Source organism: Scandinavium sp. UTDF21-P1B, assembly GCF_040750395.1.
GTDB lineage: Bacteria > Pseudomonadota > Gammaproteobacteria > Enterobacterales > Enterobacteriaceae > Scandinavium.
The window spans coordinates 1-25,324 of record NZ_JBFLVD010000025.1; the positions used below are offsets into that span (position 1 = coordinate 1).

General features: G+C 57.1%; 24 protein-coding genes. 9 read left to right on the forward strand and 15 right to left on the reverse strand.

The genetic code is table 11. The features are described from left to right. The 3 genes from AB1287_RS17860 to AB1287_RS17870 all read right to left on the reverse strand — a co-directional run. A partial coding sequence (locus AB1287_RS17860; RefSeq protein ID WP_435618643.1) for a transposase occupies nt 1-200 on the reverse strand: 200 nt, incomplete at its 3' end. Nucleotides 201-260: 60 nt separating this feature from the next. Then, nucleotides 261-1,136 (reverse strand): hypothetical protein, encoded by an 876-nt coding sequence (locus tag AB1287_RS17865; protein WP_435618644.1) that lies wholly within the window; start codon nt 1,134-1,136, stop codon nt 261-263. Then, nucleotides 1,133-1,783 (reverse strand): hypothetical protein, encoded by a 651-nt coding sequence (locus AB1287_RS17870; RefSeq protein WP_435618645.1) that lies wholly within the window; start codon nt 1,781-1,783, stop codon nt 1,133-1,135. Before AB1287_RS17870 ends, AB1287_RS17865 begins: the two co-directional genes overlap by 4 nt. Nucleotides 1,784-2,350: 567 nt before the next feature. Here AB1287_RS17870 and AB1287_RS17875 point away from each other — a divergent pair. Next, the gene (locus AB1287_RS17875; protein WP_435618646.1) at nt 2,351-2,890 is read left to right on the forward strand and encodes a DUF2058 domain-containing protein; all 540 of its coding nucleotides are present in this window, start codon (nt 2,351-2,353) and stop codon (nt 2,888-2,890) included. Nucleotides 2,891-2,983: 93 nt separating this feature from the next. Here the strand turns inward: AB1287_RS17875 and AB1287_RS17880 are convergent, their stop codons facing one another. Next, a complete protein-coding gene (locus tag AB1287_RS17880) occupies nt 2,984-3,667 on the reverse strand; it encodes an RluA family pseudouridine synthase (protein ID WP_435618647.1) in 684 nt (227 codons plus the stop codon). 269 nt (nt 3,668-3,936) lie between these two features. On the opposite strand from AB1287_RS17880, the gene AB1287_RS17885 reads away from it, so the two are divergent. From AB1287_RS17885 to AB1287_RS17905, 5 genes are all read left to right on the forward strand, one after another. Next, nucleotides 3,937-4,917 carry a GlxA family transcriptional regulator gene (locus AB1287_RS17885; protein ID WP_435618648.1) on the forward strand — a complete coding sequence of 327 codons (981 nt, stop codon included), beginning with the start codon at nt 3,937-3,939 and terminating at the stop codon, nt 4,915-4,917. 78 nt (nt 4,918-4,995) lie between these two features. Next, nucleotides 4,996-6,006 carry a type I glyceraldehyde-3-phosphate dehydrogenase gene (gene gap / locus AB1287_RS17890; RefSeq protein WP_435618649.1) on the forward strand — a complete coding sequence of 337 codons (1,011 nt, stop codon included), beginning with the start codon at nt 4,996-4,998 and terminating at the stop codon, nt 6,004-6,006. A 334-nt stretch (nt 6,007-6,340) separates the two neighbouring features. Then, a complete protein-coding gene (locus AB1287_RS17895) occupies nt 6,341-6,838 on the forward strand; it encodes an SH3 domain-containing protein (protein WP_435618650.1) in 498 nt (165 codons plus the stop codon). A 44-nt stretch (nt 6,839-6,882) separates the two neighbouring features. Then, nucleotides 6,883-7,833 (forward strand): hypothetical protein, encoded by a 951-nt coding sequence (locus tag AB1287_RS17900; protein ID WP_435618651.1) that lies wholly within the window; start codon nt 6,883-6,885, stop codon nt 7,831-7,833. Nucleotides 7,834-7,864: 31 nt separating this feature from the next. Beyond that, on the forward strand, nt 7,865-9,238 hold the full coding sequence (locus AB1287_RS17905; protein WP_435618652.1) for a serine/threonine protein kinase: 1,374 nt from the start codon (nt 7,865-7,867) through the stop codon (nt 9,236-9,238). A 52-nt stretch (nt 9,239-9,290) separates the two neighbouring features. On the opposite strand, the gene AB1287_RS17910 is transcribed toward AB1287_RS17905, so the two are convergent. From AB1287_RS17910 to AB1287_RS17935, 6 genes are all read right to left on the reverse strand, one after another. Next, complete coding sequence (locus AB1287_RS17910; protein WP_435618758.1) at nt 9,291-10,664, reverse strand: cytosine permease; 1,374 nt, start codon at nt 10,662-10,664, stop codon at nt 9,291-9,293. Nucleotides 10,665-10,734: 70 nt separating this feature from the next. Beyond that, entirely contained in the window at nt 10,735-12,231 is a 1,497-nt protein-coding gene (locus AB1287_RS17915; protein ID WP_312625867.1) for an HAL/PAL/TAL family ammonia-lyase, read from the reverse strand. Further along, on the reverse strand, nt 12,228-13,022 hold the full coding sequence (locus AB1287_RS17920) for an ABC transporter ATP-binding protein (RefSeq protein WP_312625869.1): 795 nt from the start codon (nt 13,020-13,022) through the stop codon (nt 12,228-12,230). Before AB1287_RS17920 ends, AB1287_RS17915 begins: the two co-directional genes overlap by 4 nt. A 1-nt stretch (nt 13,023) precedes the next feature. After that, a complete protein-coding gene (locus tag AB1287_RS17925; RefSeq protein WP_435618653.1) occupies nt 13,024-13,755 on the reverse strand; it encodes an ABC transporter permease in 732 nt (243 codons plus the stop codon). A 9-nt stretch (nt 13,756-13,764) separates the two neighbouring features. After that, nucleotides 13,765-14,484, reverse strand: a complete 720-nt coding sequence (locus tag AB1287_RS17930) for an ABC transporter permease (protein WP_435618654.1) — start codon at nt 14,482-14,484, stop codon at nt 13,765-13,767. A 12-nt stretch (nt 14,485-14,496) separates the two neighbouring features. Further along, nucleotides 14,497-15,342 (reverse strand): transporter substrate-binding domain-containing protein, encoded by an 846-nt coding sequence (locus AB1287_RS17935; RefSeq protein WP_312625873.1) that lies wholly within the window; start codon nt 15,340-15,342, stop codon nt 14,497-14,499. 209 nt (nt 15,343-15,551) lie between these two features. On the opposite strand from AB1287_RS17935, the gene AB1287_RS17940 reads away from it, so the two are divergent. Together AB1287_RS17940 and hutU are read left to right on the forward strand one after the other, a co-directional pair. Next, complete coding sequence (locus AB1287_RS17940; protein ID WP_435618655.1) at nt 15,552-16,094, forward strand: HutD family protein; 543 nt, start codon at nt 15,552-15,554, stop codon at nt 16,092-16,094. Nucleotides 16,095-16,256: 162 nt separating this feature from the next. After that, nucleotides 16,257-17,942 carry a urocanate hydratase gene (gene hutU, locus AB1287_RS17945; RefSeq protein WP_312625877.1) on the forward strand — a complete coding sequence of 562 codons (1,686 nt, stop codon included), beginning with the start codon at nt 16,257-16,259 and terminating at the stop codon, nt 17,940-17,942. A gap of 110 nt (nt 17,943-18,052) precedes the next feature. On the opposite strand, the gene dbpA is transcribed toward hutU, so the two are convergent. From dbpA to phnC, 5 genes are all read right to left on the reverse strand, one after another. Further along, the gene (gene dbpA, locus AB1287_RS17950; protein WP_312625984.1) at nt 18,053-19,426 is read right to left on the reverse strand and encodes an ATP-dependent RNA helicase DbpA; all 1,374 of its coding nucleotides are present in this window, start codon (nt 19,424-19,426) and stop codon (nt 18,053-18,055) included. A gap of 115 nt (nt 19,427-19,541) precedes the next feature. Beyond that, entirely contained in the window at nt 19,542-20,426 is an 885-nt protein-coding gene (gene phnE / locus AB1287_RS17955; RefSeq protein ID WP_435618656.1) for a phosphonate ABC transporter, permease protein PhnE, read from the reverse strand. Beyond that, complete coding sequence (phnE, locus tag AB1287_RS17960) at nt 20,423-21,289, reverse strand: phosphonate ABC transporter, permease protein PhnE (RefSeq protein ID WP_436799849.1); 867 nt, start codon at nt 21,287-21,289, stop codon at nt 20,423-20,425. Before phnE (AB1287_RS17960) ends, phnE (AB1287_RS17955) begins: the two co-directional genes overlap by 4 nt. Nucleotides 21,290-21,348: 59 nt before the next feature. Then, the gene (gene phnD, locus AB1287_RS17965) at nt 21,349-22,275 is read right to left on the reverse strand and encodes a phosphonate ABC transporter substrate-binding protein (protein ID WP_436799850.1); all 927 of its coding nucleotides are present in this window, start codon (nt 22,273-22,275) and stop codon (nt 21,349-21,351) included. Between the two features lie 48 nt (nt 22,276-22,323). Next, entirely contained in the window at nt 22,324-23,166 is an 843-nt protein-coding gene (gene phnC, locus AB1287_RS17970) for a phosphonate ABC transporter ATP-binding protein (RefSeq protein WP_312625885.1), read from the reverse strand. A 320-nt stretch (nt 23,167-23,486) separates the two neighbouring features. Here phnC and AB1287_RS17975 point away from each other — a divergent pair, with 320 nt between their 5' ends. Then, nucleotides 23,487-25,169, forward strand: coding sequence for an alpha,alpha-trehalase (locus AB1287_RS17975; RefSeq protein WP_435618659.1), 1,683 nt, complete (start codon nt 23,487-23,489; stop codon nt 25,167-25,169). Nucleotides 25,170-25,324 lie beyond the last annotated feature (155 nt).

Genomic DNA, 25,324 nt, shown 5'->3' on the forward strand with positions numbered 1-25,324 from the left:
TGGAGTCGGCGGATCTCGGCCTGAGCATCTGACTGCTCTTTGTTGGTGGAAGAGTCCGGCCCGTATTTCTTTATCCAGGCATAAAGACTGTGGGTAGTGATATCGAGACGTGTTGCGACACTGGAAACAGAATGGCCACGATCAACAACCTGCTTGACGGCTTCAATTTTAAACTCTTCAGGATAACGCTTACTGCTCATATGCACCTCTCTTTAAGCCATTTTAAATGACTCTGAGGTGTCTGTTAAACCTGTGGCGATTCAGTCAGTGATTTTAACAAGAACACTACGAGCCTGTTCGAGATGAGTAGATACTCGCACTAATGCTTTCTCTTCTAGAGTCATTAGTGAAGTATGCTCACGAGCGAGGTATGCGGCTTGCTGATCTATTTCTTTCTTTGCTGTTACAGACTGTATTAGGGTACTAGCCCAAGGCATTCCAACGTACAATTGCAACATACGTCCCGGTAGTCCAGACATCAAAACATCACCGAGCAACGATTTATGTTCCCCGCCAAAATAGAGCGCGCCAGATAATGCTGACCATCCATGAATGACAGTACTGCCACCTACATCATTATTTTTACGTGAAGATATAGGCTGGAGATCAAAAACATTCATCATGAAACTAGACATGACTGCGGCAAAACCTTCGTCACTACTAAATCGAGCAATGGTTTCGCAATCTCCATTTGGCCTCGTAGTTTTCAGTTCTCCATTGGGTTGCTTATTATTGACTGCGAATTCGATGGTATGTGGACGTGCATCAAGTTGGAAAGTAAGTTGCACCCAAGAAAGCCAGCTACGGACATCCTCTTGAAGTCCCTTGACTTCACCTCGCAAGCACCAAAGAATGATTTCCAATACACTTGATTTGCCAACAAGATTGGATTTATTTGTGCCACCAAAACTTGTAACAGCCCATACCCCACTGCTTAAATCCTGCCAGTTAAAGCTAAACGCCCCTGTAACTTTACCAACTTTATAGCCTTTGAATTTAATACCGGTAATTGTTAATTTTGGGGTAGGCCTAATTGTTTTGTCAGAAAAGATCCCACGCTTTTGGAGACGCTCTTCCGCTTCGGCAACTGATATTCCTACTTTCTTAGCAACTGTTTCTAACCAACTCATTGTCATGCTGCATTTCCTTGCGATAGAACTTCCAAACGTAGGCGTACACGCTCAGTGATAGGGGAAATGATATGTTTTAGTGCAGTATCTGCGTATTCAACTTGAAGATACTGGCGATCCTTAAGAGCTTTTCCACCGGTACCTCCAGCTAAGCGCGCAACAACCTCAGCTCTGTGCTTGTACCATGCGATCTCTTCTGCCATTCCAGCTAACTCACACATGGCATTTCTTCCACTCTGAGTCAACAGGTAAATATGCTCTTGGACTTTACCAGGTGAACCCTGCCTTCTGATCCTAACAAAATCGGCGGCGCGCAATATTGATAAGGCATTGTCTAAAGGTTCAAATGCGCCGAACCGATAGCGGATCATAGGGATTCTACGCAAGTCAGGTTCTCGTGTATTGAGGATATTTCTGGCAAGCGTTAAGTTTGATGGATCACCGCTGTTCTCGAATTCAGTGAGTAATTCGTTAGCAAGATAGTCAGGATTTCTCATCCAAAAATCCAAGGCCTGTAGGCGTGATTGCGCTCGTAATACAGCAATAACGTCTGCTCCCCAATTGTCGTCAGTAACATCTGTAGAACCTGCGTTGATGCAAGCAAGAAGTCTTACAGCGCTTTGGCGGTCGCTACATACAGGAATTGAACTCAAGAGGTCATGCTCCCTAATTTAGTTATTGGTTTCATAGCGTTAATAAATTATGCACCAAATTCTCTGAGATAATTTATGACCGTTAACATCATATACAATCGCATACATGCCCTAGTACACCATAAGACATCCCGTTAACTCACTGTAAAGGCAATACTTCGATGAGGATTTTATGACGAAGGTCACGATGTGTCCAATGAGGTATGTCAAGCATTTGATCACTTTCACGTATGCGCCGTGAGCTTATAGGTAGGAGTTTGGAAGACCTTCGTAGAAAATCCTGCTGTAGGGTTAAATACGCATATCAGAAGTGAGTACATCAATGAGTATAATCAAGGTAACAAAAAAAACAATTACATACAAATCATTGCATTAAATTACAACTTACACTTTAACGTCTAAGCCTTACTTTTGCATAACAAACCACGCTTCGGCGTGGTTTGTTCATTGTGTTCCACCTGTATGCACCGTCAGGCAACCCATGCCCTCCTCCCTGACTTCACAACCCCACACCCGCTCAAATTAAAGGTATAATCCTCCCTATTCTCAACAAGCCCAGAAACGAACATGACAAAACTCACCCTACAGGAGCAGATGCTGAAAGCAGGTCTGGTCTCCAGCAAAAAAATGGCCAAGGTGCAGCGCACCGCCAAGAAGTCCCGCGTTCAGGCTCGCGAAGCCCGTGAAGCGGTGGAGGAAAACAAAAAAGCGCAGATCGAGCGTGACAAGCAGCTGAGCGAACAGCAGAAGCAGGCGGTGCAGTCAAAAGAACATAAAGCGCAGGTGAAGCAGCTTATCGAGATGAACCGCATCGTCGTGGCGAAAGGCAATATTGAGTTCAACTTCACCGACGGCAGCCTGATTAAAAAAATCACCGTCAACAAGGTCACTCAGGATCAGCTCATTAACGGCCGTCTTACCATTGCCCGTCTGGTCACGGATGCGAACGCCGAAGGGGAATACGCCATCATTCCGGCCACCGTAGCGGATAAAATTGCCCAGCGTGATGCCGCCAGTATTGTTCTGCACAACGTGCTGAGCCAGGAAGCGCAGGATGAAGACGATCCGTATGCCGACTTTAAAATCCCTGACGATTTGATGTGGTAATCAGGCAAGCTTCCACGCTGCTTTGCCGGATGACGGCATCAACAATTCCCGTAGGCCTGATAAGCAAAGCGCCATCAGGCCATTTTCAAAGACTCAAAACGGACTGGCGTTCACGGCGTAGATCGCCTCTCCGCTGACGGGATGGGCGAAATGCAGTTCGCTGGCGTGCAGCATCAGGCGCGGCGTCTTCTTCAGGCCAGGCAGATCGAGGCCACCATATAAGTCACAGCCCGCAATCGGGTGGCCGAGCTGCTGACAGTGAATGCGCAACTGATGCGTCCGTCCGGTTTCCGGCATCAGTTCAACGCGCGTTAAGGCCACTTCCCCCTGATAAAAGCGCTCTGACACCCGATAGCGGGAACGTGCAGGCTTGCCGTTAACCGGGCATATCGCCATTCGCGGGAACAGCGCCGGATCTTTCGCTATCGGCGCGTCGATAATGCCTTCGTCTTTCTCCACGTGCCCGCAAAGCAGCGCGGTATAACCTTTCGTGACTGAACGCGCACTGAACTGCTGGCAAAGTGCTGCATTAATCGCTTTATTGCGGGCCACGACCATCAGCCCGGAAGTGCCGAAATCCAGGCGATGCACCAGCGTGCAGCCGGGATAACGCTGCACCAGCCGATGATGCACCGAATCCAGATTAAGCGGATTTTTCCCCGACAGGCTCAGCAGTCCGCTGGGCTTGCCGATCAGCAGCAGATGATCGTCCTGATACAGGATCTCAATCGTGTCATAGCACGGCGGCGCAATAAAGGTATCGATAATCGGGGACATCGGGCGATCCGCAGAAAAAGAGGTGTGGATGATACCGCATTCCCTCCCGACTGACGACCTGCGCCGTGCCCGGCGGCGCTTCGCTTGCGCGGACATTGCCGGGTGGCGGCTTTACCTTACCCGACCTACGTGCAGACCAGGCACAGGCCGCCGCCGGGCATCACCTGTAGCCTCATGAACAGGCAACGGCCACAACTATTCTGCCTGCAGCACACCGTCATCGCTTTTCTACGGTTGACTTATTTCGTAGAAATTGTACTTTTCAGGACATGAAGAAAATCCTGATTATCGTCCCCGATGGCGGCATGCTGTTCGAATCCGCCGGTATTGCTGACATTCTGATGCAGGCCAATCGTCTGCATCCGGAAGGCCCGCTGCGTCCTTGCTACCAGGTGGCACTCGCCACCACCCAGCCGCACCAGGTTATTCACGGCCAGTCTGGTCTGAATCTGCTGGCGGACCATCGTCTGCATGAGCTCGATCCACGCGAGCCTTTCGATACCATCATGATTACCGGCAGAGGTCAGAGCGAGCTGGAAGCCATTGCCGTTATAGACTGGCTGCACCTTGCTGCACCTCACGCCCGGCGCATTGCCTCCGTGTGCGGCGGCGCTTTGCTGCTTGCGCAGGCGGGTTTGCTCAACGGCAAACAGGCCACCACGCACTGGCGGCTGCTGGACGAGCTGAAAAACGACTATCCGCAGGTGAGCGTCGAAGCCGGGCCGCTTTATGTGCAGGATGGCGATGTGTGGACGTCCGGCGGCGTCAGCTCCGGGTTTGATCTGACCCTGGCGCTGGTTGAGGAGGATTATGGCTTTACCCTCGCCAGGGACGTTGCCCAGGATATGGTGATGTACCTCAACCGCCCCGGCGGCCAGCTTCAGTTCAGCCGCTATAAGCTCCCACAAAGCAGCGGATCCGGCCCGCTCAGTGAGCTGCTGGCGTGGCTCCCTGACAACCTCAGCGCCGATCTTTGCGTCGAAAACCTCGCCGAAAGAGCAGCAATGAGTCCGCGAAACTTTACGCGCGTGTTCACTCGTGAAACCGGTGTTTCTCCCGCACGGTACGTAGCAGAAGCACGCCTGACCGCCGCCCGCCAGCGGCTGGAACAAACCCGGGAAACGCTGGAGACCATCGCCCAGCAAACCGGGTTCGGCACCAGCATTAACCTGCGTCGCCTGTTTGAAAAACAGCTGCACCTGACGCCCGGCGAATATCGCCAGCGTTTTCACTGCCGTAAAATGGCGTAATGTGATCCATTTTTGTCATTTACGCCAAATCCGCACCGACCTACAGTAACGCCATAGACAACAAAGAAGGAGTTGATCATGGTTAAGGTCGGTATTAACGGTTTCGGTCGTATCGGGCGCAACGTGCTGCGGGCAGCGCTGGGCAATCCCAACCTGGAGATTGTCGCTATCAACGATCTGACGGACAGCAAAACGCTGGCACATTTGCTGAAATACGATTCGCTGCTCGGCACGCTGCCGGTGAGCGTGGAAGCCGCCGAAGGCCAGCTTCACGTTGACGGTAAATCCATCACCGTCTTCAGCGAACGCGATCCGGCGAATATTCCATGGCGGGATGCAGGTGTCGATATTGTGATTGAAGCGACAGGCTTCTTCACCGACCGTGAAAAGGCGTCGGTGCACATTGAACACGGCGGCGCGAAACGCGTGATCATTTCGGCACCGGGTAAAAATGACGACCTGACCGTTGTGATGGGCGTGAATGACGGACTTTACGATCCTAAAAAACACTATGTCGTCAGCAACGGCAGCTGCACCACCAACGGTCTGGCCCCGGCGGCACAGGTGCTGCATCAGCAGTTCGGCATTAAGCACGGCCTGATGAATACCACCCATGCCTACACCAACAGCCAGGCGCTGCACGATCAGCCGGAGAAAGACTTGCGTGGTGCCCGGGCCGCGGCGCTCTCCATCGTGCCCTACTCCAGCGGCGCGGCAAAGGCCCTCGGCAAAGTCATCCCGGAGCTGGACGGACGCATGACGGGCTATTCCCTGCGCGTGCCGGTACCGGTCGTGTCGATTGTCGATCTGACGGTCACGCTTGAGCGCGACGTTACCGCCGAAGAGGTCAACAACGCCTTCCGACAGGCGGCCGCTTCCGGCCCGCTGAAAGGGATCCTCGGCTACAGCGACGAGCCGCTGGTTTCCAGCGATTATCAGGGCGACCCGCGCTCTTCAATTATTGATGGCCTTTCGACGCTGGTGATAGGCGGTAATATGGTGAAAATCCTCGCCTGGTACGACAACGAATGGGGCTTCTCAAATCGTCTGGTTGACCTCGCGCGACTGATGGCAAAACGCGAACAATAATTCATTCAATCAATGACTCCCGGATTCATCGGGGGTCATATCTATTATTCCCCTCTCTTTCCCTGCTCAGCACGTTCCGCTCATCGCTTTGCGGCTTCGCTTATAAATCAAACCGATGCGCTTAAATATCCGCTTGAACAGCATTGTATTGTTAATCAGGCTATGTAAAATCATCCTATCCGTGCTAAACACTTGTTAACTCTTTAGTGAAATCCCGGGTCAGATGTTTTTCGCTCGGTGACTGGCTTCCCTGTGCGTGTTCTACGCCTTAAGTCATCCCTCGTGGTAAGCGGCGCTCTGGCCAATGGGCATCATTCGATTTGCAGGGAACATAATGAAATTGCGAAATGTATTGCCTCTTCTGGTCGTGACCGTGCTGGTCGGCTGCAAAGCGCCTGCGCCGAAAATGACGGACGACACGCTGGTCACCAGTCAGGTTAACGGCGTCACGCTTACCCACCGCTATATTGTCTCTACCCCGACGGAGTTCACGCCGGTGAACGCCAGCTATCGGGCTCTGTACGCCGGTTCTCTGATGAGTACTCCAGACTTTGGCGGCAAGGTATTGGGTCAGCTTGAAAACGGCAAAACCTACACCGTGCTTGGCACCGTGGAGCACAGCTGGCTGGCGATTGCCGAAGAGGATAAGCCTGAACTTATCGGCTACGTACCGCCCCGCGCGCTGGTGAAAAGCGAGCTTTATGCGCAAACGCTGAAAAAAGATCGCCCTCGCGTCCGCCGGGCCGGTAGCAAAAAAACCACCTGCGTGAACGTCGACAGCAGCAGTAAAGCCTGTCAGAACGCAGACAGCGGCACCTGGATAATCAACTGATCGGTTTGCTCGTTCATCCGTTTTAAGAGGCAGGAAGGAAATCTATGAAACTCTGGCTTTCGGGTGTGGCCTTACTGCTGGCCTCTTCGGCCGTTTGCGCCGGGAACTACCGTTTTGTCCAGTCACCGTCGCAAAAGCTCGATATCTGGATCGATAATATCAAAAGCAATTCGCCGCAGAGCTGGTGTGCAAAAGAGCTGCCGCTGCGCATCGTCGCCAACGGCGATCAAAACCCGGCGATCCTCGACGGGTTTATGCCCCGGCTGGGTGCCCTGCTGGAAAGCCAGTGTTCAGCGCTTTCGCGCGTTCACTGGCGAATGGAAGATCCGCAGGGTGCCACCCTCGCCTTTGGCACCGCCGACCGCGCAAGCGACTGGGATGTGAAAGTCACCCCGGTGAATGCCGATGATGTGGCGTCCCCCCTGCCAGCCAGCGACAAATCAGTGCCTGCCGACCGAACGCCGTGGCAGGAATTCACTCTCCAGGACGGCTGCCGCCTGCGTACTTTCTGGTCTGCCGCCGCGGGCATATCTGCACTCTTTATTCCAGAGGGCAAATGTGAAAAAGGCGGCTGGCTGAGCGGGCGCAGCGAAATTATCCAGCGGGGGCGCAACGGCGAACAGCGCCTGCCAATGACCTTCGTCCATGGCTTCCCGGTGAGCGGCCTGCGTGACGGCGTCAACGCCGACAGCCTGCTTATCACCACCCTCAACAATGAACGTATGGTCGTCAGCAACGAACAGGCGCCGCAAAGCTGGATGATCCTGCCCTATAAACCCGCCCTGAACGCCTGGGCAGCCAGCGGAACCATAGCCGTGAAGGTACCGCGCGAAATGGCAATGGATGAAGCGAGTCTGCAAACCCAGCTCAATCAGGTGCGCAAAGCCTGGGCCAGCTGGATTACGCCGAATGCGCCAATGAACCTGCTGCTTATCGATTCGCTGCAGACCCAACTGCGCGATCCGGCAGTCGGCGCGTGGCGGACCCAGAATTAATGTTGTCATTTAACAAGCTGAGATCCAAAGCATGACAGACAACGATTTCACCCAGCGGCCCCCTGATGCTCTGCCACTGGGTTACCGTTTTGAAGAGTTTGAGATTCAGGATGTCCTCGACGCCGGCAATGACAACATCGTCTACCGGGCGCAGGATCATCAGCTGGAACGTCAGGTTGCCATTCGCGAATTTCTGCCGCGCACGCTGACGGTTCGCAGCGAAAGCCAGCGCCTGGTGCCGCGCAGCAAGCAGGATCAATCTGCTTTCCTCGCCGGGCTCGACGGTTTTATTCATGAGGCACGACAGCTGGCGCGGCTTAATCACCCGAATGTGGTGCAGATTCTGCGCTTCTGGACGTATAACGAAACCGCCTATGCGGCCACGCCCGTTTACAGTGGCATGACCCTGTCGGACCTGTTGCAGCACTATCCTGAACGCATCAACGAAGCCTGGATCCGCCGGATGCTTCCGATGCTTTGCGGTGCGCTCGCCGCGCTGCATGACAAAGGGTTTATTCACTGTCGCCTGTCGCTGAACAGTATCCAGATTCAGGATAACGGCCTGCCTCTGCTGCTGGAGTTTGGCGCGCTGCGCCAGACGGGTGAAAACGGTGAGGTGAACAAGACGCTGCTCCATCCGGGCTTCACGCCGCTGGAGCAATATTCTGACGATGCCGACAATCCGCCAGGCCCATGGACCGATATCTACTCGCTCGGCGCGATTCTTTACACGCTTATTACCGGCGCACGACCGCCCACCAGCGTCACACGAAGCATTCAGGACAACTGCATACCGCTGACGGAAAGCCAGCCGGAAGGGTATTCGCCTGAGCTGTTGCAGGCCATCGATCGCACGCTGGCGCTTCGGCCTGAAGAAAGACCGCAGAGCATCGAAGCATTCGCCCGCCTCGCCGGAATTGTCCTGAACGACACCGGGATGTCGCAGCCTGTCCATCAGACGGGATCGATGCTGATACCGGTCGAACAGAATGAACCCGAAGAGCCCGCCGCCCAGCCGTGGTGGAAAGCGCATCGTATCGCGCTGCAAACCGCAGCTGGCGTACTGGTTGGTCTGATTGCGGGTGCGCTGCTGTTCGGTCGAAGCACCTCGACGCCGGTAGCGCAAAGCGCGTCAACATCAGGCAAAACGGCAACGGTGACGTCCGCAACAAAACCGGCAGCCGCAGCATCTGCTCTTACCCGCGTCTATCTCCGCGTGAACGAAGGGGATGAGCTGGAGGTCAACGGCAAAGCGCAGAAATTGCCGACGCCGGTTAACGGCTACGCTACCGTACAGCTGACGCCAGGTCAGTATGAGATAATGCTTCGCAACGGCGAACAGTCCCGCAGCGCCACGATAACCGTCGATAAGCCGGGAACGTGGCTGCTGGATCCGCAGCCATAAGTTCAGCAGGATTCATGTAGGCCCGGCAAGCGCAACGCCGCCGGGCAATCCATCAAGGGAATACCGTCGCCATCGGCAGCACCCGACCATCGAAACGGTTAAGCGCGAGATACAGCCCCGCCGTGCCAAACCAGCCAATAATCCACGACACGTCATTTCCCGCAAACAGCCAGGTCAGCGCCCCATGGAACAATGGGTTTTCGATAAACGGCAGCTGAATCAGCACGCCCGTAATGTAAACGCCAATGCCCACTGTGTTCCAGTAACCGTAGCGGCCTTTCGGATCGAACAGCGCCGGAATATCCATCGCCTGGCGGGAAATCAGATAATAATCACACAGGCTGATGGCGCTCCATGGCACGAAGAAGGCCAGCAGGAACAGCAGGAAATGAGTGAAGTTTTTCAGGAATGCCGGTTCGCTCAGCAGCGCAATCACGCAGGAAATCGCGACCATCAGCACCACAAAAATCACGCGGTAAGTCTGGCTTAGCGTCACCTGCTGACGGAAGCCCGAGACGATGGTCGTGAGCGACATAAAGCTGCCGTAGGCGTTGAGCGTTGTGAAGGTAATTTTGCCAAAGCAGATGGCGAAATAGATAACCATCGCCATAGTCTCGTTTTTGCCAAGCCCGACGATATAGCTCACTTCGTGCCCCGGGAATGCGCTTCCGGCAATCGCGGCAGCGATCACCCCAAGCGTCATCGAGGCCTGAGTACCGAGCACCGTGCCGCTGAACACGGCAAAGAACGTTTTCTTGCCAGAGACGTTGCGCGGCAGATAGCGGGAGTAATCGGACACATAAGGGCAGAAAGCGATTTGCCACGATGACGACAGCGACACCGCCAGCAGGAAGTTCGGCAGCGTAAAGTGGTTGTTCTGTGCCAGAGACGTGAAATCTGCCGCCATCAACAGCGACGCAAACAGCCAGGCGAACGCCAGCACGCCGACGATACTCGCCACTTTGCCAAGCTTGTGGATGACCTTATAGCCCAGCACGGCAATGACGATAATGATCGCGCTGAATATAATCATCCCGGATTCGTTGCTGACCGACAGCAGCCTTGCCATCGCCTGCCCCGCCAGCACCGTACCGCTGGCAGAAAAGCCCACGTACATCACGCAGACCAGCGCCAGAGGGATAACCGCACCAAACACGCCAAACTGCGCGCGGCTGATGATCATCTGCGGCAGGCCCAGACGCGGCCCCTGCAATGCGTGCAGCGACATAACCGCCGCGCCGAGAATTTGCCCAACCAGCAGGCCAATCAGTGACCACACCACGTCGCCGCCGAGCACCACTGCCAGCGCGCCGGTGACGATGGCCGTTATCTGTAAATTGCCGCCAAACCAGAGCGTGAACTGGCTGAAGACGTGGCCGTGCCGCTCACTGTCCGGGATGTAATCAATAGAACGAGTCTCGGTGATGCGCCCTTTACTGCTGCCTGCCCGTTCGTCCGTCGTTGAGGTCGGTGTGAATGAAGACATAGATGCCTCGCTAAAATCCCGGTTGATGGTGTTTGAGAGTGGAGACGGCCTTGCCGATTTCCGGCGCCAGCCAGCGGTCGTCCTGCCAGGTAGCCACGGTTTCACGCAGCAGCGCCAGGCTCTTACGCGTGCCAGGTGCCAGCTTGTGTTCACCGTGGAAATCCAGCGCCTGGGCCGCCAGCAGGTATTCGATGCCGAGGATGTGATACAGATTCGCCAGCAGGCGTTGCAGCTTCAGCGCGCTGCCGGTGCCGAGGCTCAGGTGATCTTCCTGCAGGCCCGACGTCACGAAGTTGTCCAGCACCGCAGGCTGCGCCAGCTGCTTATTTTCACCGCACAGCGAAGCTGCCACGTACTGGGCAATCATCATTCCTGAGTTCACGCCGGGCTTCGCCACCAGAAACGCCGGCAGGCCGCTCACCAGCGGGTTTACCAGCCGATCCAGACGACGTTCGGCCATGCTGCCGATCTCCGCCATCGCAATCGCCAGCAGATCGCAGGCCATCGCCACCGATTCACCATGTGGGTTCGCCTGTGACACCACTCGCCAGTTTTCCGGCGTGCCGAGAACCAGAGGATTATCGGTACAGGCATTAAGCTCGGTTTCAACCTGCACGCGTGCATGGTCAAACTGATCGCGGCAGGCGCCATGCACCTGAGGCATGGAGCGCAGGCTGAGCGCATCCTGAGTACGTACGCCGACGCTTTCCGCCAGCAGTGGGCTGTCGGCGAGCAGATGACGTAACCTTGCGCCGCTGTGCTGAATGCCAGGGCTTGCCTTCAGCGCGAGGATCTCTTCATCGAAGGCCACAAGCTGCCCGCGCAGGGCTTCAAAACTCATCGCACCGGTAACGTCAGCCCAGTCCAGCAGACGCTGCGCGTCATCCAGCGCCAGACAGGCCATGCCGGTCATGCACGGCGTACCGTTGACCAGGCTTAACCCCTCTTTTGCGCCAGGATTAATCGGCTTCAGCCCGGCTTCTGCCAGCGCCCGTTGCGCCGGGATTTTTTCTCCACGCCAAAGCACCTCGCCCACGCCCATCAGCGCGAGGCCGATATGCGCCATGTGCGACAGGTAGCCGACAGAACCCTGCGAGGGCACCTGCGGGGTGATCTGCTGATTGAGGAACGCCAGCAGCTGGTCGACGATAGCCAGCGAAATCCCCGATTTGCCGTGGCTGTAGTTCGCCACCGCGGCGCACATAATGGCGCGGGTCTGCGCCTCATCGAGCAGCTCGCCCACGCCGCAGGCATGGCTCAGCAGCGTATTGCGGGAAAGCTGTCCAAGCTGGTCTTCCGGCAGGCTGATATTGCACAGTGCGCCCAGTCCGGTGTTGACGCCATAGGCCACGTGGCCTGAAGAGACAATCAAATCGACAATTCTACGGCCCTGCGCAATGCGCTCCCGGGCACGGTTGCTCAGCGTTAAAGTCGCTTTACCCCGCGCCACGCTCGCCACATCCTGCCAGCGTAACGGCCTATCGCCCCACTCTACCGTTGCGTTCACAGCGACTGTTCCTTCTGATAGTGGCTGGAGATAAACTGGCGGAAGCGCGGCGAGCCCTGCTCGCCAAACAGCTCATCCGGCGAACCTTCACAGTCGATATTGCCCTGATGCATGAACACCACGCGGTTAGAAACGTGACGGGCGAAGCCCAGTTCATGGGTTACGACCAACATCGTGCGGCCCTCTTCTGCCAGGCTGCGCATCACCTTAAGCACTTCGCCCACCAGTTCCGGATCCAACGCCGACGTTGGTTCATCAAACAGCATCACTTCCGGATCCATCGCCAGCGCACGGGCGATCGCTACGCGCTGCTGCTGCCCGCCGGAGAGCTGCGCAGGGTAATAATCTTTGCGGTTCAGCAGGCCAACGCGATCGAGCAGCTGTTCCGCCTGCTCAATACATTCACGCTTGTTACGTTTAAGGACGTAGTGCGGCCCTTCAATCACGTTCTGCAATACCGTCATGTGTGACCAGAGGTTGAAGCTCTGGAAGACCATGCCGAGGCGCGAACGCAGGTGCTCAATCTGCTTTGGATTTGCCGCCAGCCGGTGCCCGCGCGCATGCTGCTTCATTTCGATGGTTTCGCCGCCCACGCTCACCACGCCCGCGTCCGGCGTTTCGAGCAGGTTAATGCAGCGCAGTAGCGTACTTTTCCCCGAACCGCTGGCCCCGAGAATGGAGATCACATCGCCCTTGCGGGCCTCAATCGAGATGCCTTTCAGCACCTCCAACTGGTCAAAGGACTTCTGAATACCGCTGACCGACAGGGTGACGGGACGCAAATCTTGCATGTTATTCTCCTTTGGTCGCAGGCTTCAGCGCGAGGGTGCGCGAACTCTGGCGGGTATGCGGCGTAAGGCGGCGCTCAAGCCACGCGTAGATCTGAACGATAATAAAGTTGAGGATCAGATAGATGGCCGCAGCGCAGAGAAACACCTCCATGGTGCGGTAGGTGCGCTGAATAATCTGCTGCGCGACGCCGGTAACGTCCCAGACGGTGACAAGGCTTGCCAGCGCCGTCGACTTCACCAGCAGAATCGCTTCGGTGGAGTACGCCGGGAGCGCATAGCGCAGCATCACCGGAGCAATAATCCGTCGCAGCAGCAGCCAGCGCGACATTCCGCAAGCACGCCCGGCCTCAATTTGCCCGACGGGGATCGCCAGCAGGCCGCCGCGCAGAATCTCAGCGGTGTACGCCGCCGTGCAAAGCGAAAGCGCCAGCACTGCACAAATAAAGGGTTCTCGCAGCAGCGGCCACATAAAGCTGTGGCGGATCACGCCAAACTGCCCAAGGCCGTAATAGACCAGAAACAGCTGAATCATCAGCGGCGAGCCGCGAAACACCAGAATGTAGCCGCGGGCAAAGCCGTTCAGCGCACGCCATGAGCTCATCCGCATCGCCAGAATGCCCAGCGCCAGCAGGCCGCCCAGCAGAAAGGAGCAGATAAACAGCCCGAGCGTCACCGGCAGCGCGGCGCTCAGTTTCAGGAAGGTGTCGCTGAGAAAAGCCAGATCGATAGCCATATGCGCTCCTTAAGCCTGGGCCACGGTACGGCGCTGCCAGGCGCGGTTCAGCCGGGTTTCCGCTTTGATAAACGCCCGGTTCGACAGCAGGGTCAGCAGCAGATAGCAGCCGCCGCCAATCAGATAGAACAGGAAGTAGTCGCGGGTCGATCCTGCCGCAATCTGGCTCGCGCGCATCAGCTCGACGATACCGGTCACCGATACCAGCGCAGAATCCTTCAGGCTCATTTGCCAGACGTTCGACAGCCCCGGTAATGCGTAGCGGAAAATCTGCGGCAGCATCACGCGCTGGAGAATGCGCCAGCGCGGCATGCCAATGGCCTGCGCCGCCTCCACTTCGCCAGGAGACAACGCAAGGCGCGCTGCACGGTACACTTCAGCCTGGTAAGAGGCCGAAATCAAGCCAATAGCCAGCGCACCAATCAGAAACGGCGGCACTTCGATAAAGCCGTCGGCACCAAACATCTGGCCAATCAGCGACACCAGCCCGGAGCCGCCGAAATAGAACAGGTAGATAATCAGCAGTTCCGGAATACCGCGAAATACCACCGAATAAGCCGCGCCAAGCCAGCGGGCTGGCGCGTGCGATGACAGTTTGGCGGAGGCAATCACTCCACCGACTACCGCGCCCACCAGCAGCGCGGCAATGGAGAGCAACAGCGTGGTCAGCGTGGCGCTGAGGATAAGTCTTCCCCAGCCGTCGTCGCCCAGACCTAACAGATTCAGCATGAGAAACCTCGCTTATGGCGTGACGTCGGCTTTAAACCATTTTTCGCTCAGCTTTTTCACCGTGCCGTCGGCAAGCGCAGCCTTGATCGCAGCATCCAGTTTCGCTTTCAGATCAGCGTCCGCCGGGCGCAGGCCCATCGCTTCGCCTTCACCCCAGATGGGCCCCGCCAGCTGCGGGCCGCTGAAGGTCAGATTGCTGTTTTCCGGACGGGCGAGCGTGGAGTTGGCGAAGGTGATGTCGTCAAAGACCGCATCAATGCGTTCGGACTGCAAATCCAGAATCGCATCGGCGGAGCTGTTGTATTCGCGAATGTCCGCCACGTCTTTGAAGTACTTGTCGATAAACGGCGTGTAGACCGTTCCGGAGGCGATACCGATGGTTTTGCCCTTCAGCGCAGCCTTCAGTGGCGCAATGGCTGCCTGAATCTCTTTTTCGTCATCGTGCAGCTTGATGGCTGGCGCAGGCGGCAGCAGGTTGCCCTTCACGGTGATAAACGAAGCAGGCGTACTGGCGTAAGGCACGGTGAAGCTGACTACCTTTTTACGCTCAGGCGTGATCACAATCGCATCCATGATCACGTCATATTTGCCCGCATTCAGCCCGGCAATCATGCCATCCCAGTTCTGTACCACCAGCTTGCACTGGATGCCCATTCGCTTGCAGAGATTTTCCATCAGCTCTGGCTCAAAACCGCTCAGCTTGCCGCCCGGCAGCGTCAGGTTCCACGGCTCATACCCGCCTTCGGTGGCGATGGTTATCGAGCTCCACTCCTTCGCCTGTACGGCTGTGGCGCTCAGCAATAGCCCTGAAAGCAGAGTGGTCAGACAGATCCCGCGAAATGTGGTGCGCTGCTTCATGATGATTCTCCTGATTTCATTAGCGTGTTTGATGCTGTGCGGCACGGCGTGCAACAGATGACAGAACATGTATATACAACCATTGACTTTTCATCACACTCGCCGAATGATGGATTTGTGAGCCATGTTGTAAATAATTTGTAATCAAAATGAATATCAAATGTGGCATTAAAACAGCTTAATGCTCAGAAAACCAGGGAGTTAGCCTCATGATTTTCCCCTTCAGTTTTGACACGCTGCCGGTGAGTCGCTGGCAGAATGGCGGCGGAGAAACCCGCGAAATCATCAAAGTCCCCTCTCCCGATGCGCCGTTTCTCTGGCGGGCAAGCCTGGCAACTTTGAACGCGGACGGTCCTTTTTCGTTGTTCGAGGGTGTGGATCGGGTCATCACGCTGCTGGAAGGCGGGCCGCTGTGGCTACGCGGTAATGAGATCAATCATCAGCTTGAGCGCTGGCAGCCGTGGGCGTTTGCCGGAGAGTGGCCGTTAAGGTCGGAAGGGATCGCGGGCGCGGGGCTGGATTTCAACATCATGACCCGGCGCGGCCGGGCTTCTGCCTCCGTTCAGGTTGTCAGCTCGGCGCATTCCCCCGCTCAGGAAGGTGTGGCGTTTGTGCTTCAGGGAACATGGGAACTCGCCGGAAAACAGTGCCATACACGAAGCGGCATCGCATGGCAGGGCGACTGTCCAGGCATCGTTTTGCCGCGTTCCGACGATGCACTGCTGTTACTGGCTGAGATCAGCATCTTATAACCCTTTGTCTTTCCAGACGTTTATAAGGCCGAATGTGATCCCGTTTGCAATATGCATCAAGTTGTATAGACAAGCCTATACATCATCGCTTTTATTGTTACATATTCATAACAAACGTTCCGGCGTTTACCGATCACCGACACTGACTCAGGAAGGACTGCCATGACCACGCCTCAGACTACTGCTCTCTCCCGTACGGTTCGCGCCCCTCACGGCGACAAACTGCACTGCGCCAACTGGCTGATTGAAGCCGCTTACCGCATGATTCAGAACAACCTCGATCCGGACGTGGCCGAACGCCCGGAAGATCTGGTGGTGTACGGCGGGATTGGCAAGGCCGCACGCAACTGGGAATGCTTCGAGCAGATCCTGCGTTCGCTCGAAGCTCTGCACCCTGAAGAGACGCTGGTGGTTCAGTCCGGTAAGCCGGTCGCGGTGTTCCGCACCCACGCCGACGCCCCGCGCGTGCTGCTGGCGAACGCCAATATCGTGCCGCACTGGGCCAACTGGGATCACTTCCACGAACTCGATAAAGCCGGGCTGATGATGTACGGCCAGATGACCGCGGGCTCCTGGATATACATCGGCGCACAAGGCATCGTACAGGGCACCTACGAAACCTTCGCCGAGGCGGGACGTCAGCACTACAACGGCGATCTGAGCGGTAAATGGATCCTCACCGCCGGACTGGGCGGCATGGGCGGCGCGCAGCCGCTGGCGGGCGTTCTGGCGGGCGCATCGGTGCTGGCAATTGAGTGCCAGGAGTCGCGTATCGACTTCCGCATTCGGACCCGCTACGTCGACTACAAAGCAACGAATCTCGATCAGGCCCTGGCGTTGATTGCTGATGCGACGGCGAAGAAGAAAGCCATTTCCGTCGGCCTGCTCGGCAACGCCGCAGAAATCCTGCCGGAGCTGGTGAAGCGTGCGCAGGCAGGCGGTATGCGTCCGGACATCGTCACCGATCAGACCTCTGCCCATGACCCGATTAACGGTTATTTACCGGCAGGCTGGAGCGTGACGCGCTGGCTTGATGAGCGGGAAACGCAGCCGAAGGCCGTGGAAAAAGCCGCCCGCGCCTCGATGGCGGTACACGTTCAGGCGATGCTCGATTTCCATCATATGGGCGTGCCAACCGTCGATTACGGCAACAACATTCGCCAGGTGGCGCTTGAGGAAGGCGTGAAAAATGCCTTCGATTTCCCGGGCTTTGTGCCCGCCTACATTCGCCCGCTGTTCTGCGAGGGCAAAGGCCCGTTCCGCTGGGTGGCGCTTTCCGGCGATGAAGAAGATATTCGTAAAACCGACGCCAAACTGAAGGAGCTGTTCCCGGATAACGCCCACCTGCACCGCTGGCTGGATATGGCGCAGGAGCGCATCGCCTTCCAGGGCTTACCGGCGCGTATCTGCTGGCTTGGCCTCGGCGAACGCCATCTGGCCGGGCTGGCGTTTAACGAAATGGTGCGCAACGGCGAGCTGAAAGCGCCAATTGTGATTGGCCGCGATCACCTCGACTGCGGCTCCGTCGCCTCACCCAACCGCGAAACAGAATCGATGCGCGACGGGTCTGATGCCGTATCCGACTGGCCGCTGCTGAATGCCCTGCTCAACACCGCTGGCGGCGCAACCTGGGTCAGCCTGCATCACGGCGGCGGCGTTGGCATGGGCTTCTCACAGCACGCCGGGGTGGTGATTGTCTGTGATGGCACACCGGAAGCCGACAAGCGTCTGGCGCGCGTACTGTGGAACGACCCGGCAACGGGCGTGATGCGCCATGCCGATGCCGGATACGAGCAGGCCATTGAGTGCGCGAAAAAGCATGAGCTTAATCTGCCGATGATGCGTTAATCCCGTTGCCGGATGGCGCTACGCTTATCCGGCCTACAAACGGCAAACCCCGTAGGCCCGGTCAGGCGCAGCCGCCACCGGGCAATGCCCATGCAAACGGGCGGAAAGGATTACTTAAACAGACGCACCTTCACCGACTTGCCTTTGATTTTGCCCTGCTGGAGCTGCTTCCAGGCATGGCGGGCTACGCTTTGTTTCACCGCGACAAACGCGTGAATCGGGTGAATGTCGATTTTGCCGATGTCGGCCCCGTCTAAGCCCATATCACCGGTTAACGCCCCCAGAATATCGCCCGGACGCATTTTGGCTTTTTTACCGCCGTCGATGCACAGCGTCGCCATTGTGGCTTCCAGCGGCGCAACGGTGATGCCCGCAGGCGGCTGCTGCCATTCCACCTTCATATTCAGCATCTCTTCAAGGACAGCGGCGCGCTGGCCCTCTTCCGGCGAGCAGAAGCTGATGGCAAGGCCACTCTGCCCGGCGCGCGCGGTACGCCCGATACGGTGCACGTGCACTTCCGGATCCCACGCCAGCTCGAAGTTGATGACCATCTCCAGCGCTTTAATGTCCAGACCGCGCGCCGCGACGTCGGTTGCCACCAGCACGCGGCTGCTGCCGTTCGCAAAACGCACCAGCGTCTGGTCACGATCGCGCTGCTCCATGTCGCCGTGCAGGGCCAGCACGCTCTGATTGCTTTCGGTCAGCGCATCGCAGACGGCCTGACAATCTTTTTTGGTATTGCAGAACACCACGCAGGATGCGGGCTGGTGCTTGCTCAGCAGCTGCTGCAACAGGCGGATTTTGCCGTTGCGCGACACTTCGTAGAACTGCTGCTCCACCGCAGGAAGTTCGTCGACGGTATCGATTTCCACCGTCACCGGCTCGCGCTGAAAACGGGTGCTGATCGCCGCAATCGCCTTCGGCCAGGTGGCCGAGAACAGTAGCGTCTGGCGCTTCGCCGGGGCGTGGCTCAGTACTTCATCAATGGCATCGGCAAACCCCATATCCAGCATGCGATCGGCTTCGTCCAGCACCAGCGTCTGCAACGCGTCGAGGCTGACGGTCTCTTTTTTCAGGTGATCGAGCAGACGACCGGGCGTTGCCACAATGATATGCGGCGCATGAATTAACGAGTCGCGCTGCACGCTGAACGGCAGGCCACCGCACAGGGTCAACACTTTAATGTTAGCCATGTAGCGCGCCAGACGGCGCAGCTCTTTCGCCACCTGATCGGCCAGCTCGCGCGTCGGGCAGAGGATCAGCGACTGGGTAATAAACTGGCTGGCGTCAATGTGTTGCAGCAGGCCAAGGCCAAACGCGGCGGTTTTGCCGCTGCCGGTTTTCGCCTGCGCGCGGACGTCTTTCCCCGCAAGAATGGCCGGTAACGCCGCCGCCTGCACCGGGGTCATGGTGAGATAGCCCAGCTCGGTGAGGTTGTTCAGTTGTTCATCAGGCAGCGCGTTAAGTTCAGCAAAAGAGGTCACGGTCAGTATTCCGGTAAATGCATCGGTATCAGCCAGCGGCTGACGTTCAGGCCGCAATCATACCATTGCCCGCCCCGTCCCGAGGCGAGTTTTTTCGCGCCCACCCGCCCGATGATTACTCCCCTGCTTTATACAACGGCACCGTCGCCCCGGTAATGTAGCGACGGCGAAGCCACGACGACAGCGCATCCATCGTCATCACCACTGCCACCAGCAGCAGGGTAATGAACATCACCACATCCCAGTTCCACAGGCGCATGTTCTCGGCATAGATCAGCCCGATACCGCCCGCGCCAACGAAGCCCAGCACCGCCGCTGAGCGGGTGTTGGACTCCAGTTGATAGAGGCTCAGCGCCAGGAACGTCGGGAATGACTGGGTGAAAATACCGAAACGGTGCTTTTGCAGACCGTTAGCGCCAACCGCCGTCAGGCCACGACCCGGCGCACGCTCCACCGCTTCATGCCCTTCAGCATATAAGCGCCCGAGCAAACCGGTGTCCTGCATGATAATCGCCAGCACGCCCGCCAGCGGGCCAAGCCCCACGGCGCGCACGAATATCAGCCCCCAAATCGCCATGTCGATTCCGCGCAGCAGGTCGAACAGGCGGCGCACAAACATCGCCACAAACCGCGTTACCGGGCCGCGCATGATGTTGCGGGCCGCAAGAAACGAAAGCAGCAGCGCAATGACCGTCGCAGTGAGGGTGCCGGAAAAGACGATAGCCAGCGTGATGCCAATCTGGCGGAAATAGTAGCCAAACGGCCAGTTAAGGAAATCATGCCAGACGAACATGCGAAAGAAATAGCGCCCGAGCTGCGCCATGCCGCTGGTGAGCTGCTCGTAGCTGATGCCGAACTGGATGAAGAACCAGACGTAATAGAGCAAGGCCGCAAGCGCGAGCAGGCCGATATGGCGCAGATAGCGCCCCTGCACGCGAAACAGCGCCGCATGCGTTTCCCGGTATTGCGCGGTATCCGTCACCGCTTGCCACTGTTTCATTTGTTCCCCTCCAGCACCCGCTGGCGCAGGCGGCCAGAGAGCATATCGAGCAGCGAAACGACGATTACAATCAGCAGCAGCGTCATGCTCACCTGGTCGTATCTGTCGAGTTTAATGTTGATCATCAACTCCTGGCCGATGCCGCCCGCCCCCACTAACCCAAGAATGGTTGATGAGCGGAAATTTATTTCAAGCCGCATAAAGCCGTAGGAGAGAAAAATGGGCTTCACCTGCGGCCAGAGCGCGAAGCGCATCCGCTGAACGGGCGTGGCTCCGCAGGCCGTAAGCCCACGAACCGGCTTGTTCTGCGCGCTTTCGATAGCCTCGTAAAAGAGCTTGGTCAGGCTGCCAACGGTGTGCAGCATTAGCGCCAGAAAGCCCGGTATCGCACCAATGCCAAACGCCATAACGAAAATCACCGCCCACGCCAGCTCCGGCATGGTACGCAAAAACGCCACCAGCGCGCGGATAGCCATTCGCACGCCGAGCGGTGCCCAGGCGTTTCGCGCCGCAAGGAATGCAAGGATTGTCGCAATGGCCACCGCCACCAGCGTTGCCGCCAGCGCCAGCTGCAGCGTTTCCCAAATCAGCGGCAGCTGAATGGGTAAACGATAGCCCCAGTACGCCAGCGATCCTTTGGTGTGCGAATCGGCGAAAAGCAGGCCGCCGTGCAGCGTCGGCACCGTTTCCAGCATGTAATCGAAGAAGTTCGGCAGTGAGTGCAAGATGGTGAGGAGATTAAACTCGGCGGCCTGCCCGGCGGCAAACCAGAGAACCAGCAGCAGGGCCGACCAAGTGAAGGTATCGCGCGTCTGGCGGGCCTTTATCTGGTGGTAATAACGTTCGAATTCAGTATTCTGCATGTTCACTCGCGGGATGAACGCTCCCCCGCCAACCGCGCGAGGGAGGTGAAATGGCCTGATTAACGGGCGTTAACCAGTTCGCGCTTCATGTCGATAATCTGCTGGAAGTCCGCCACCGTCGACGGGCCGATATGCTGGGTGCCGCCCATCGCCTTGATAAAGCAGGCGTGATCTTCCTTATCCAGCTTCTTCACTGCATCCACCACTTTGGCCTTGAAGTCCGTCGGCAGGCTGTTGCTCACCAGAATCGGGCCATTCGGGATCAGCGGCGACTGCCAGATAATCCGGATGTTCTTCATCAGGTCCGGGTGATCCATGCGGATCAGGCGGTTGAACGCACCAGCCGTATAGCCGTCGTTGTAGTCACCCACCATGGATGCCCAGGTCACTGCGCCTGCGAACTGGCCGTTCAGCACGCCGAGAATGTCCTGCTCGTGGCCGCCGGAGAAGGTAACGCTGGAGAAGAAGTTGTTGTATTTGTTATCCGGCGTGCCGCCGAACTTTTTCTTGAACGCCTGATTCGGGATCAGGAAGCCAGAGGTGGAGTCCGGGTCGGCCATGCCGAAGGACTTGCCCTTCAGGTCGTCGATGGTTTTATACGGGCTGTCGGCTTTGACGATCACCACCGAGTGATAGCCGCGGGACTGATCTTTGTCATCCACTGCGATGCCAACGATATCCACCGCTTTCGGGTTATTGATGTACACCGAAGCGTAGGACGACGGCGACATGCTCAGCACCACGTCGACTTTGCCGCCGAGCAGACCCTGAATGACGCCGGAATAGTCAGAGGAGTTGCGCAGTTTAGTGTCGACGTTCAGCTCCTTGTCGAGAAAATCCTTCACGCACTGGTTATCGCCAATTTGCTGCGTGGCATTCTGCCCGCCGAGGATGCCCAGATTGAGCTCTTTCGGCTGTTCTGCCGCGGCATGCCCGGCCACCAGCAGCCCAGCCATCATCGCGGAAAGTGTTAATGTGCGCTTCATGTGCTTAGTCATTATCATTGCCCGTGTTGTCTTAAGAGAAGGTATGTTTCAGTGGATCTGGCTAATGTCATCGCCATAAAGCTGTTGCAGCACATCCGGGTTCAGATCGTCCGGATGGCCGTCAAAGACGATTTTCCCCTGCGCAATGCCAATTACGCGGGTGCAGTAAGTTTTAACCAGTTCAATCGAGTGCAGGTTGACCATCACGCTGATGCCCTGCTCGCTGACCTCACGCAGCACGTTCATGATGCGCTGAGTGTTTTTGGGATCGAGTGAAGCAACGGGTTCATCGGCCAGTAGCACAGAAGGGTTCTGGATCAGCGCCCGACAAATCGCCACGCGCTGCATCTGCCCTCCGGAGAGGTTTTCCGCCCGCTGAAGCGCGTGCGGCAGCATGTTCATCCATTCGAGCAGGGCAATTGCCCGGGCGCGGTCGTCGTCTGAGAAGACCTTAAACAGGGATTTGAGGGTGGAAGTCTGGCTCAGGCGGCCGAGTAGCACGTTGGTCAGCACGTCGAGGCGCGGCACCAGGCAGAAGTCCTGGAAAATCATCCCGCATTCGCTGCGCCACTGGTTCAGGGCGCGTCCGCTGAGATGGGAGACATCACGCGGCATGCCCACTTCCGGGTAGCTTAAGATTTCACCTTCGGTGGCGGTATGCGTGCCGTTCAGCACGTGCAGCAGCGTGGATTTCCCCGCCCCGCTTCGCCCGACAATGCCCACCATTTCTCCGGCATGCAGGTCGAAACTGATGTCGTTCAGCACCGTCTGCTGAGCGTTATAGGATTTGCAGAGATTTTTCACGCTCAGCACTTTACGCAGATTTGCCGGGAGCGGCTGCGGCTGGAGCGGGTAATCGTTCAGGGAAAAAAGGGCGCGAGCGTTGTTCATAAGAGTTCCACGTTGCTGGTTTTCGCCGTGGGTTATTAACAGCGCTGCGCGTGACGCTTTAATGACAGAAAAACGATAAACAGATGAAGATGACGCGCTGAATATTCCTGAACGGGGAGTACAGACGCGGGTTTTGCAAAAGCGATCCCGGAGATTCTGGCGGATGATTTGAGGGCATTTTTTGTTTTATCCCCCACGTTTCAGCGGTATAGGAAATTAGTCGAAAAAGCGAAAAGTGTTATCCCCGACACGCGACGTAAATGAGTTTCGTCTATGGTTACAGGCAGCGGAATGTGCGCTATTAAAAAGGAGAACCGACAATGAATAAACCCGCTTTGCGCCGCCCAGATACCCTCTACCTCGCCCTGCGGCTGGCACTTGGGGGGGCGCTGTTTTCGCTGGGCCTGGCTTATGCGCAGGCCGATGAGGCGCAACCTCAATCCCCGGATGTTTTATTAGGCCCGTTATTTAACGATGTGCAGAGCGCGAAGCTGTTTCCCGATCAAAAAACCTTTGCCGACGCCGTGCCCAAAAGCGATCCGCTGATGATCCTGGCCGATTACAGGATGCAGCGCGCCCAGAGCAGCTTTGACCTGCGCCACTTTGTTGAGGTCAACTTCACTCTCCCCGAGGAAAAAGACAAGTACGTGCCGCCGAAGGATCAAAGCCTGCGCGACCATATCGACGGACTTTGGCCCGTGCTGACGCGTACCACCGACAGCGCCGAAAAATGGGATTCCCTGCTGCCGTTGCCGAAGCCCTATGTGGTGCCCGGCGGGCGCTTTCGCGAAGTCTATTACTGGGACAGCTATTTCACCATGCTGGGGCTGGCGGAGAGCGGCCACTGGGACAAAATCGAGGATATGGTCGCTAACTTCGGCTATGAAATCGACACCTGGGGCCACATTCCCAACGGCAACCGCAGCTACTACCTGAGCCGCTCACAGCCGCCGTTCTTCTCGCTGATGGTGGAACTGCTTGCCACACACGACAGCGACGCACTGAAAACGTATTTGCCACAGATGGAAAAAGAGCACGCTTACTGGATGGACGGTGCAGACGCGCTGCAAAACGGTTCGGCGAATAAGCGCGTGGTGAAGCTGGAGGATGGCGTCCTGCTGAACCGCTACTGGGACGATAAGGACACGCCGCGCCCGGAATCCTGGCTGGATGACGTCAACACCGCCAAAAGCAATCCGAATCGTCCGGCCACCGAGATTTACCGCGATCTGCGCTCTGCTGCCGCCTCCGGCTGGGATTTCAGTTCGCGCTGGATGGACGACCCGCAAAAACTCAGCTCCATTCGCACCACCAGCATTGTGCCCGTCGATCTCAACTCGCTGATGTTCCGGATGGAAAAAATCATCGCTACCGCCAGCAAAGCTGCGGGGGACGATACCAAAGCCACCCGCTATGAAACGCTGGCAAACGAGCGCCAGAAAGCGATAGAGAAATATTTGTGGAACGACAAAGAGGGCTGGTACGCCGATTACGATCTGAAAACCAAAAAGACGCGTAATCAACTGACCGCCGCGGCGCTGTTCCCGCTTTACGTGCATGCGGCGTCTAATGACCGCGCGGCGAAAGTCGCTGCCGTAACGGAATCACGCCTGCTGAAACCTGGCGGTATCACCACCACCACGGTCAACAGCGGCCAGCAGTGGGACGCGCCGAACGGCTGGGCGCCGCTGCAATGGGTGGCAACCGAAGGCCTGCAGAATTACGGTAAAGAGACGCTGGCAATGGAGGTGAGCTGGCGTTTTCTCACCAACGTGCAGCACACTTACGACAGCCAGCAGAAGCTGGTCGAGAAGTATGACATCACCTCCACCGGCACCGGAGGCGGCGGTGGGGAATATCCGCTCCAGGACGGTTTTGGCTGGAGTAACGGCGTGACGCTGAAGATGCTCGATCTGATCTGTCCGAAAGAGAAACCGTGCGACGACGTGCCGAAAACGCGGCCAGCGCCAGCGGCTGCCGCTCCCACCACCAAAACGCAATAAACGGCGACATTGCCGGGCGGCGCAGGCTTGCCCGGCCTGTGAGCCAGATGCTATATCCGGCTGTTTTTGTAGGCCAGCCAGGGCTTCAGCCGCCACCTGGCAATTCCCCAGCGCTACTACCCAAAATGGTAGTCACCTCGTGACTTCTTCGCTTG

Bases quoted from the DNA above. Each gene is read 5' to 3' on its own strand.
- AB1287_RS17865 (WP_435618644.1), bottom strand. From the start codon at position 1,136: ATGACAATGAGTTGGTTAGAAACAGTTGCTAAGAAAGTAGGAATATCA.
- AB1287_RS17875 (WP_435618646.1), top strand. From the start codon at position 2,351: ATGACAAAACTCACCCTACAGGAGCAGATGCTGAAAGCAGGTCTGGTC.
- AB1287_RS17880 (WP_435618647.1), bottom strand. From the start codon at position 3,667: ATGTCCCCGATTATCGATACCTTTATTGCGCCGCCGTGCTATGACACG.
- AB1287_RS17885 (WP_435618648.1), top strand. From the start codon at position 3,937: ATGAAGAAAATCCTGATTATCGTCCCCGATGGCGGCATGCTGTTCGAA.
- gap (WP_435618649.1), top strand. From the start codon at position 4,996: ATGGTTAAGGTCGGTATTAACGGTTTCGGTCGTATCGGGCGCAACGTG.
- AB1287_RS17895 (WP_435618650.1), top strand. From the start codon at position 6,341: ATGAAATTGCGAAATGTATTGCCTCTTCTGGTCGTGACCGTGCTGGTC.
- AB1287_RS17900 (WP_435618651.1), top strand. From the start codon at position 6,883: ATGAAACTCTGGCTTTCGGGTGTGGCCTTACTGCTGGCCTCTTCGGCC.
- AB1287_RS17905 (WP_435618652.1), top strand. From the start codon at position 7,865: ATGACAGACAACGATTTCACCCAGCGGCCCCCTGATGCTCTGCCACTG.
- AB1287_RS17920 (WP_312625869.1), bottom strand. From the start codon at position 13,022: ATGCAAGATTTGCGTCCCGTCACCCTGTCGGTCAGCGGTATTCAGAAG.
- AB1287_RS17925 (WP_435618653.1), bottom strand. From the start codon at position 13,755: ATGGCTATCGATCTGGCTTTTCTCAGCGACACCTTCCTGAAACTGAGC.
- AB1287_RS17930 (WP_435618654.1), bottom strand. From the start codon at position 14,484: ATGCTGAATCTGTTAGGTCTGGGCGACGACGGCTGGGGAAGACTTATC.
- AB1287_RS17935 (WP_312625873.1), bottom strand. From the start codon at position 15,342: ATGAAGCAGCGCACCACATTTCGCGGGATCTGTCTGACCACTCTGCTT.
- AB1287_RS17940 (WP_435618655.1), top strand. From the start codon at position 15,552: ATGATTTTCCCCTTCAGTTTTGACACGCTGCCGGTGAGTCGCTGGCAG.
- hutU (WP_312625877.1), top strand. From the start codon at position 16,257: ATGACCACGCCTCAGACTACTGCTCTCTCCCGTACGGTTCGCGCCCCT.
- phnE (WP_435618656.1), bottom strand. From the start codon at position 20,426: ATGAAACAGTGGCAAGCGGTGACGGATACCGCGCAATACCGGGAAACG.
- phnE (WP_436799849.1), bottom strand. From the start codon at position 21,289: ATGCAGAATACTGAATTCGAACGTTATTACCACCAGATAAAGGCCCGC.
- phnD (WP_436799850.1), bottom strand. From the start codon at position 22,275: ATGAAGCGCACATTAACACTTTCCGCGATGATGGCTGGGCTGCTGGTG.
- phnC (WP_312625885.1), bottom strand. From the start codon at position 23,166: ATGAACAACGCTCGCGCCCTTTTTTCCCTGAACGATTACCCGCTCCAG.
- AB1287_RS17975 (WP_435618659.1), top strand. From the start codon at position 23,487: ATGAATAAACCCGCTTTGCGCCGCCCAGATACCCTCTACCTCGCCCTG.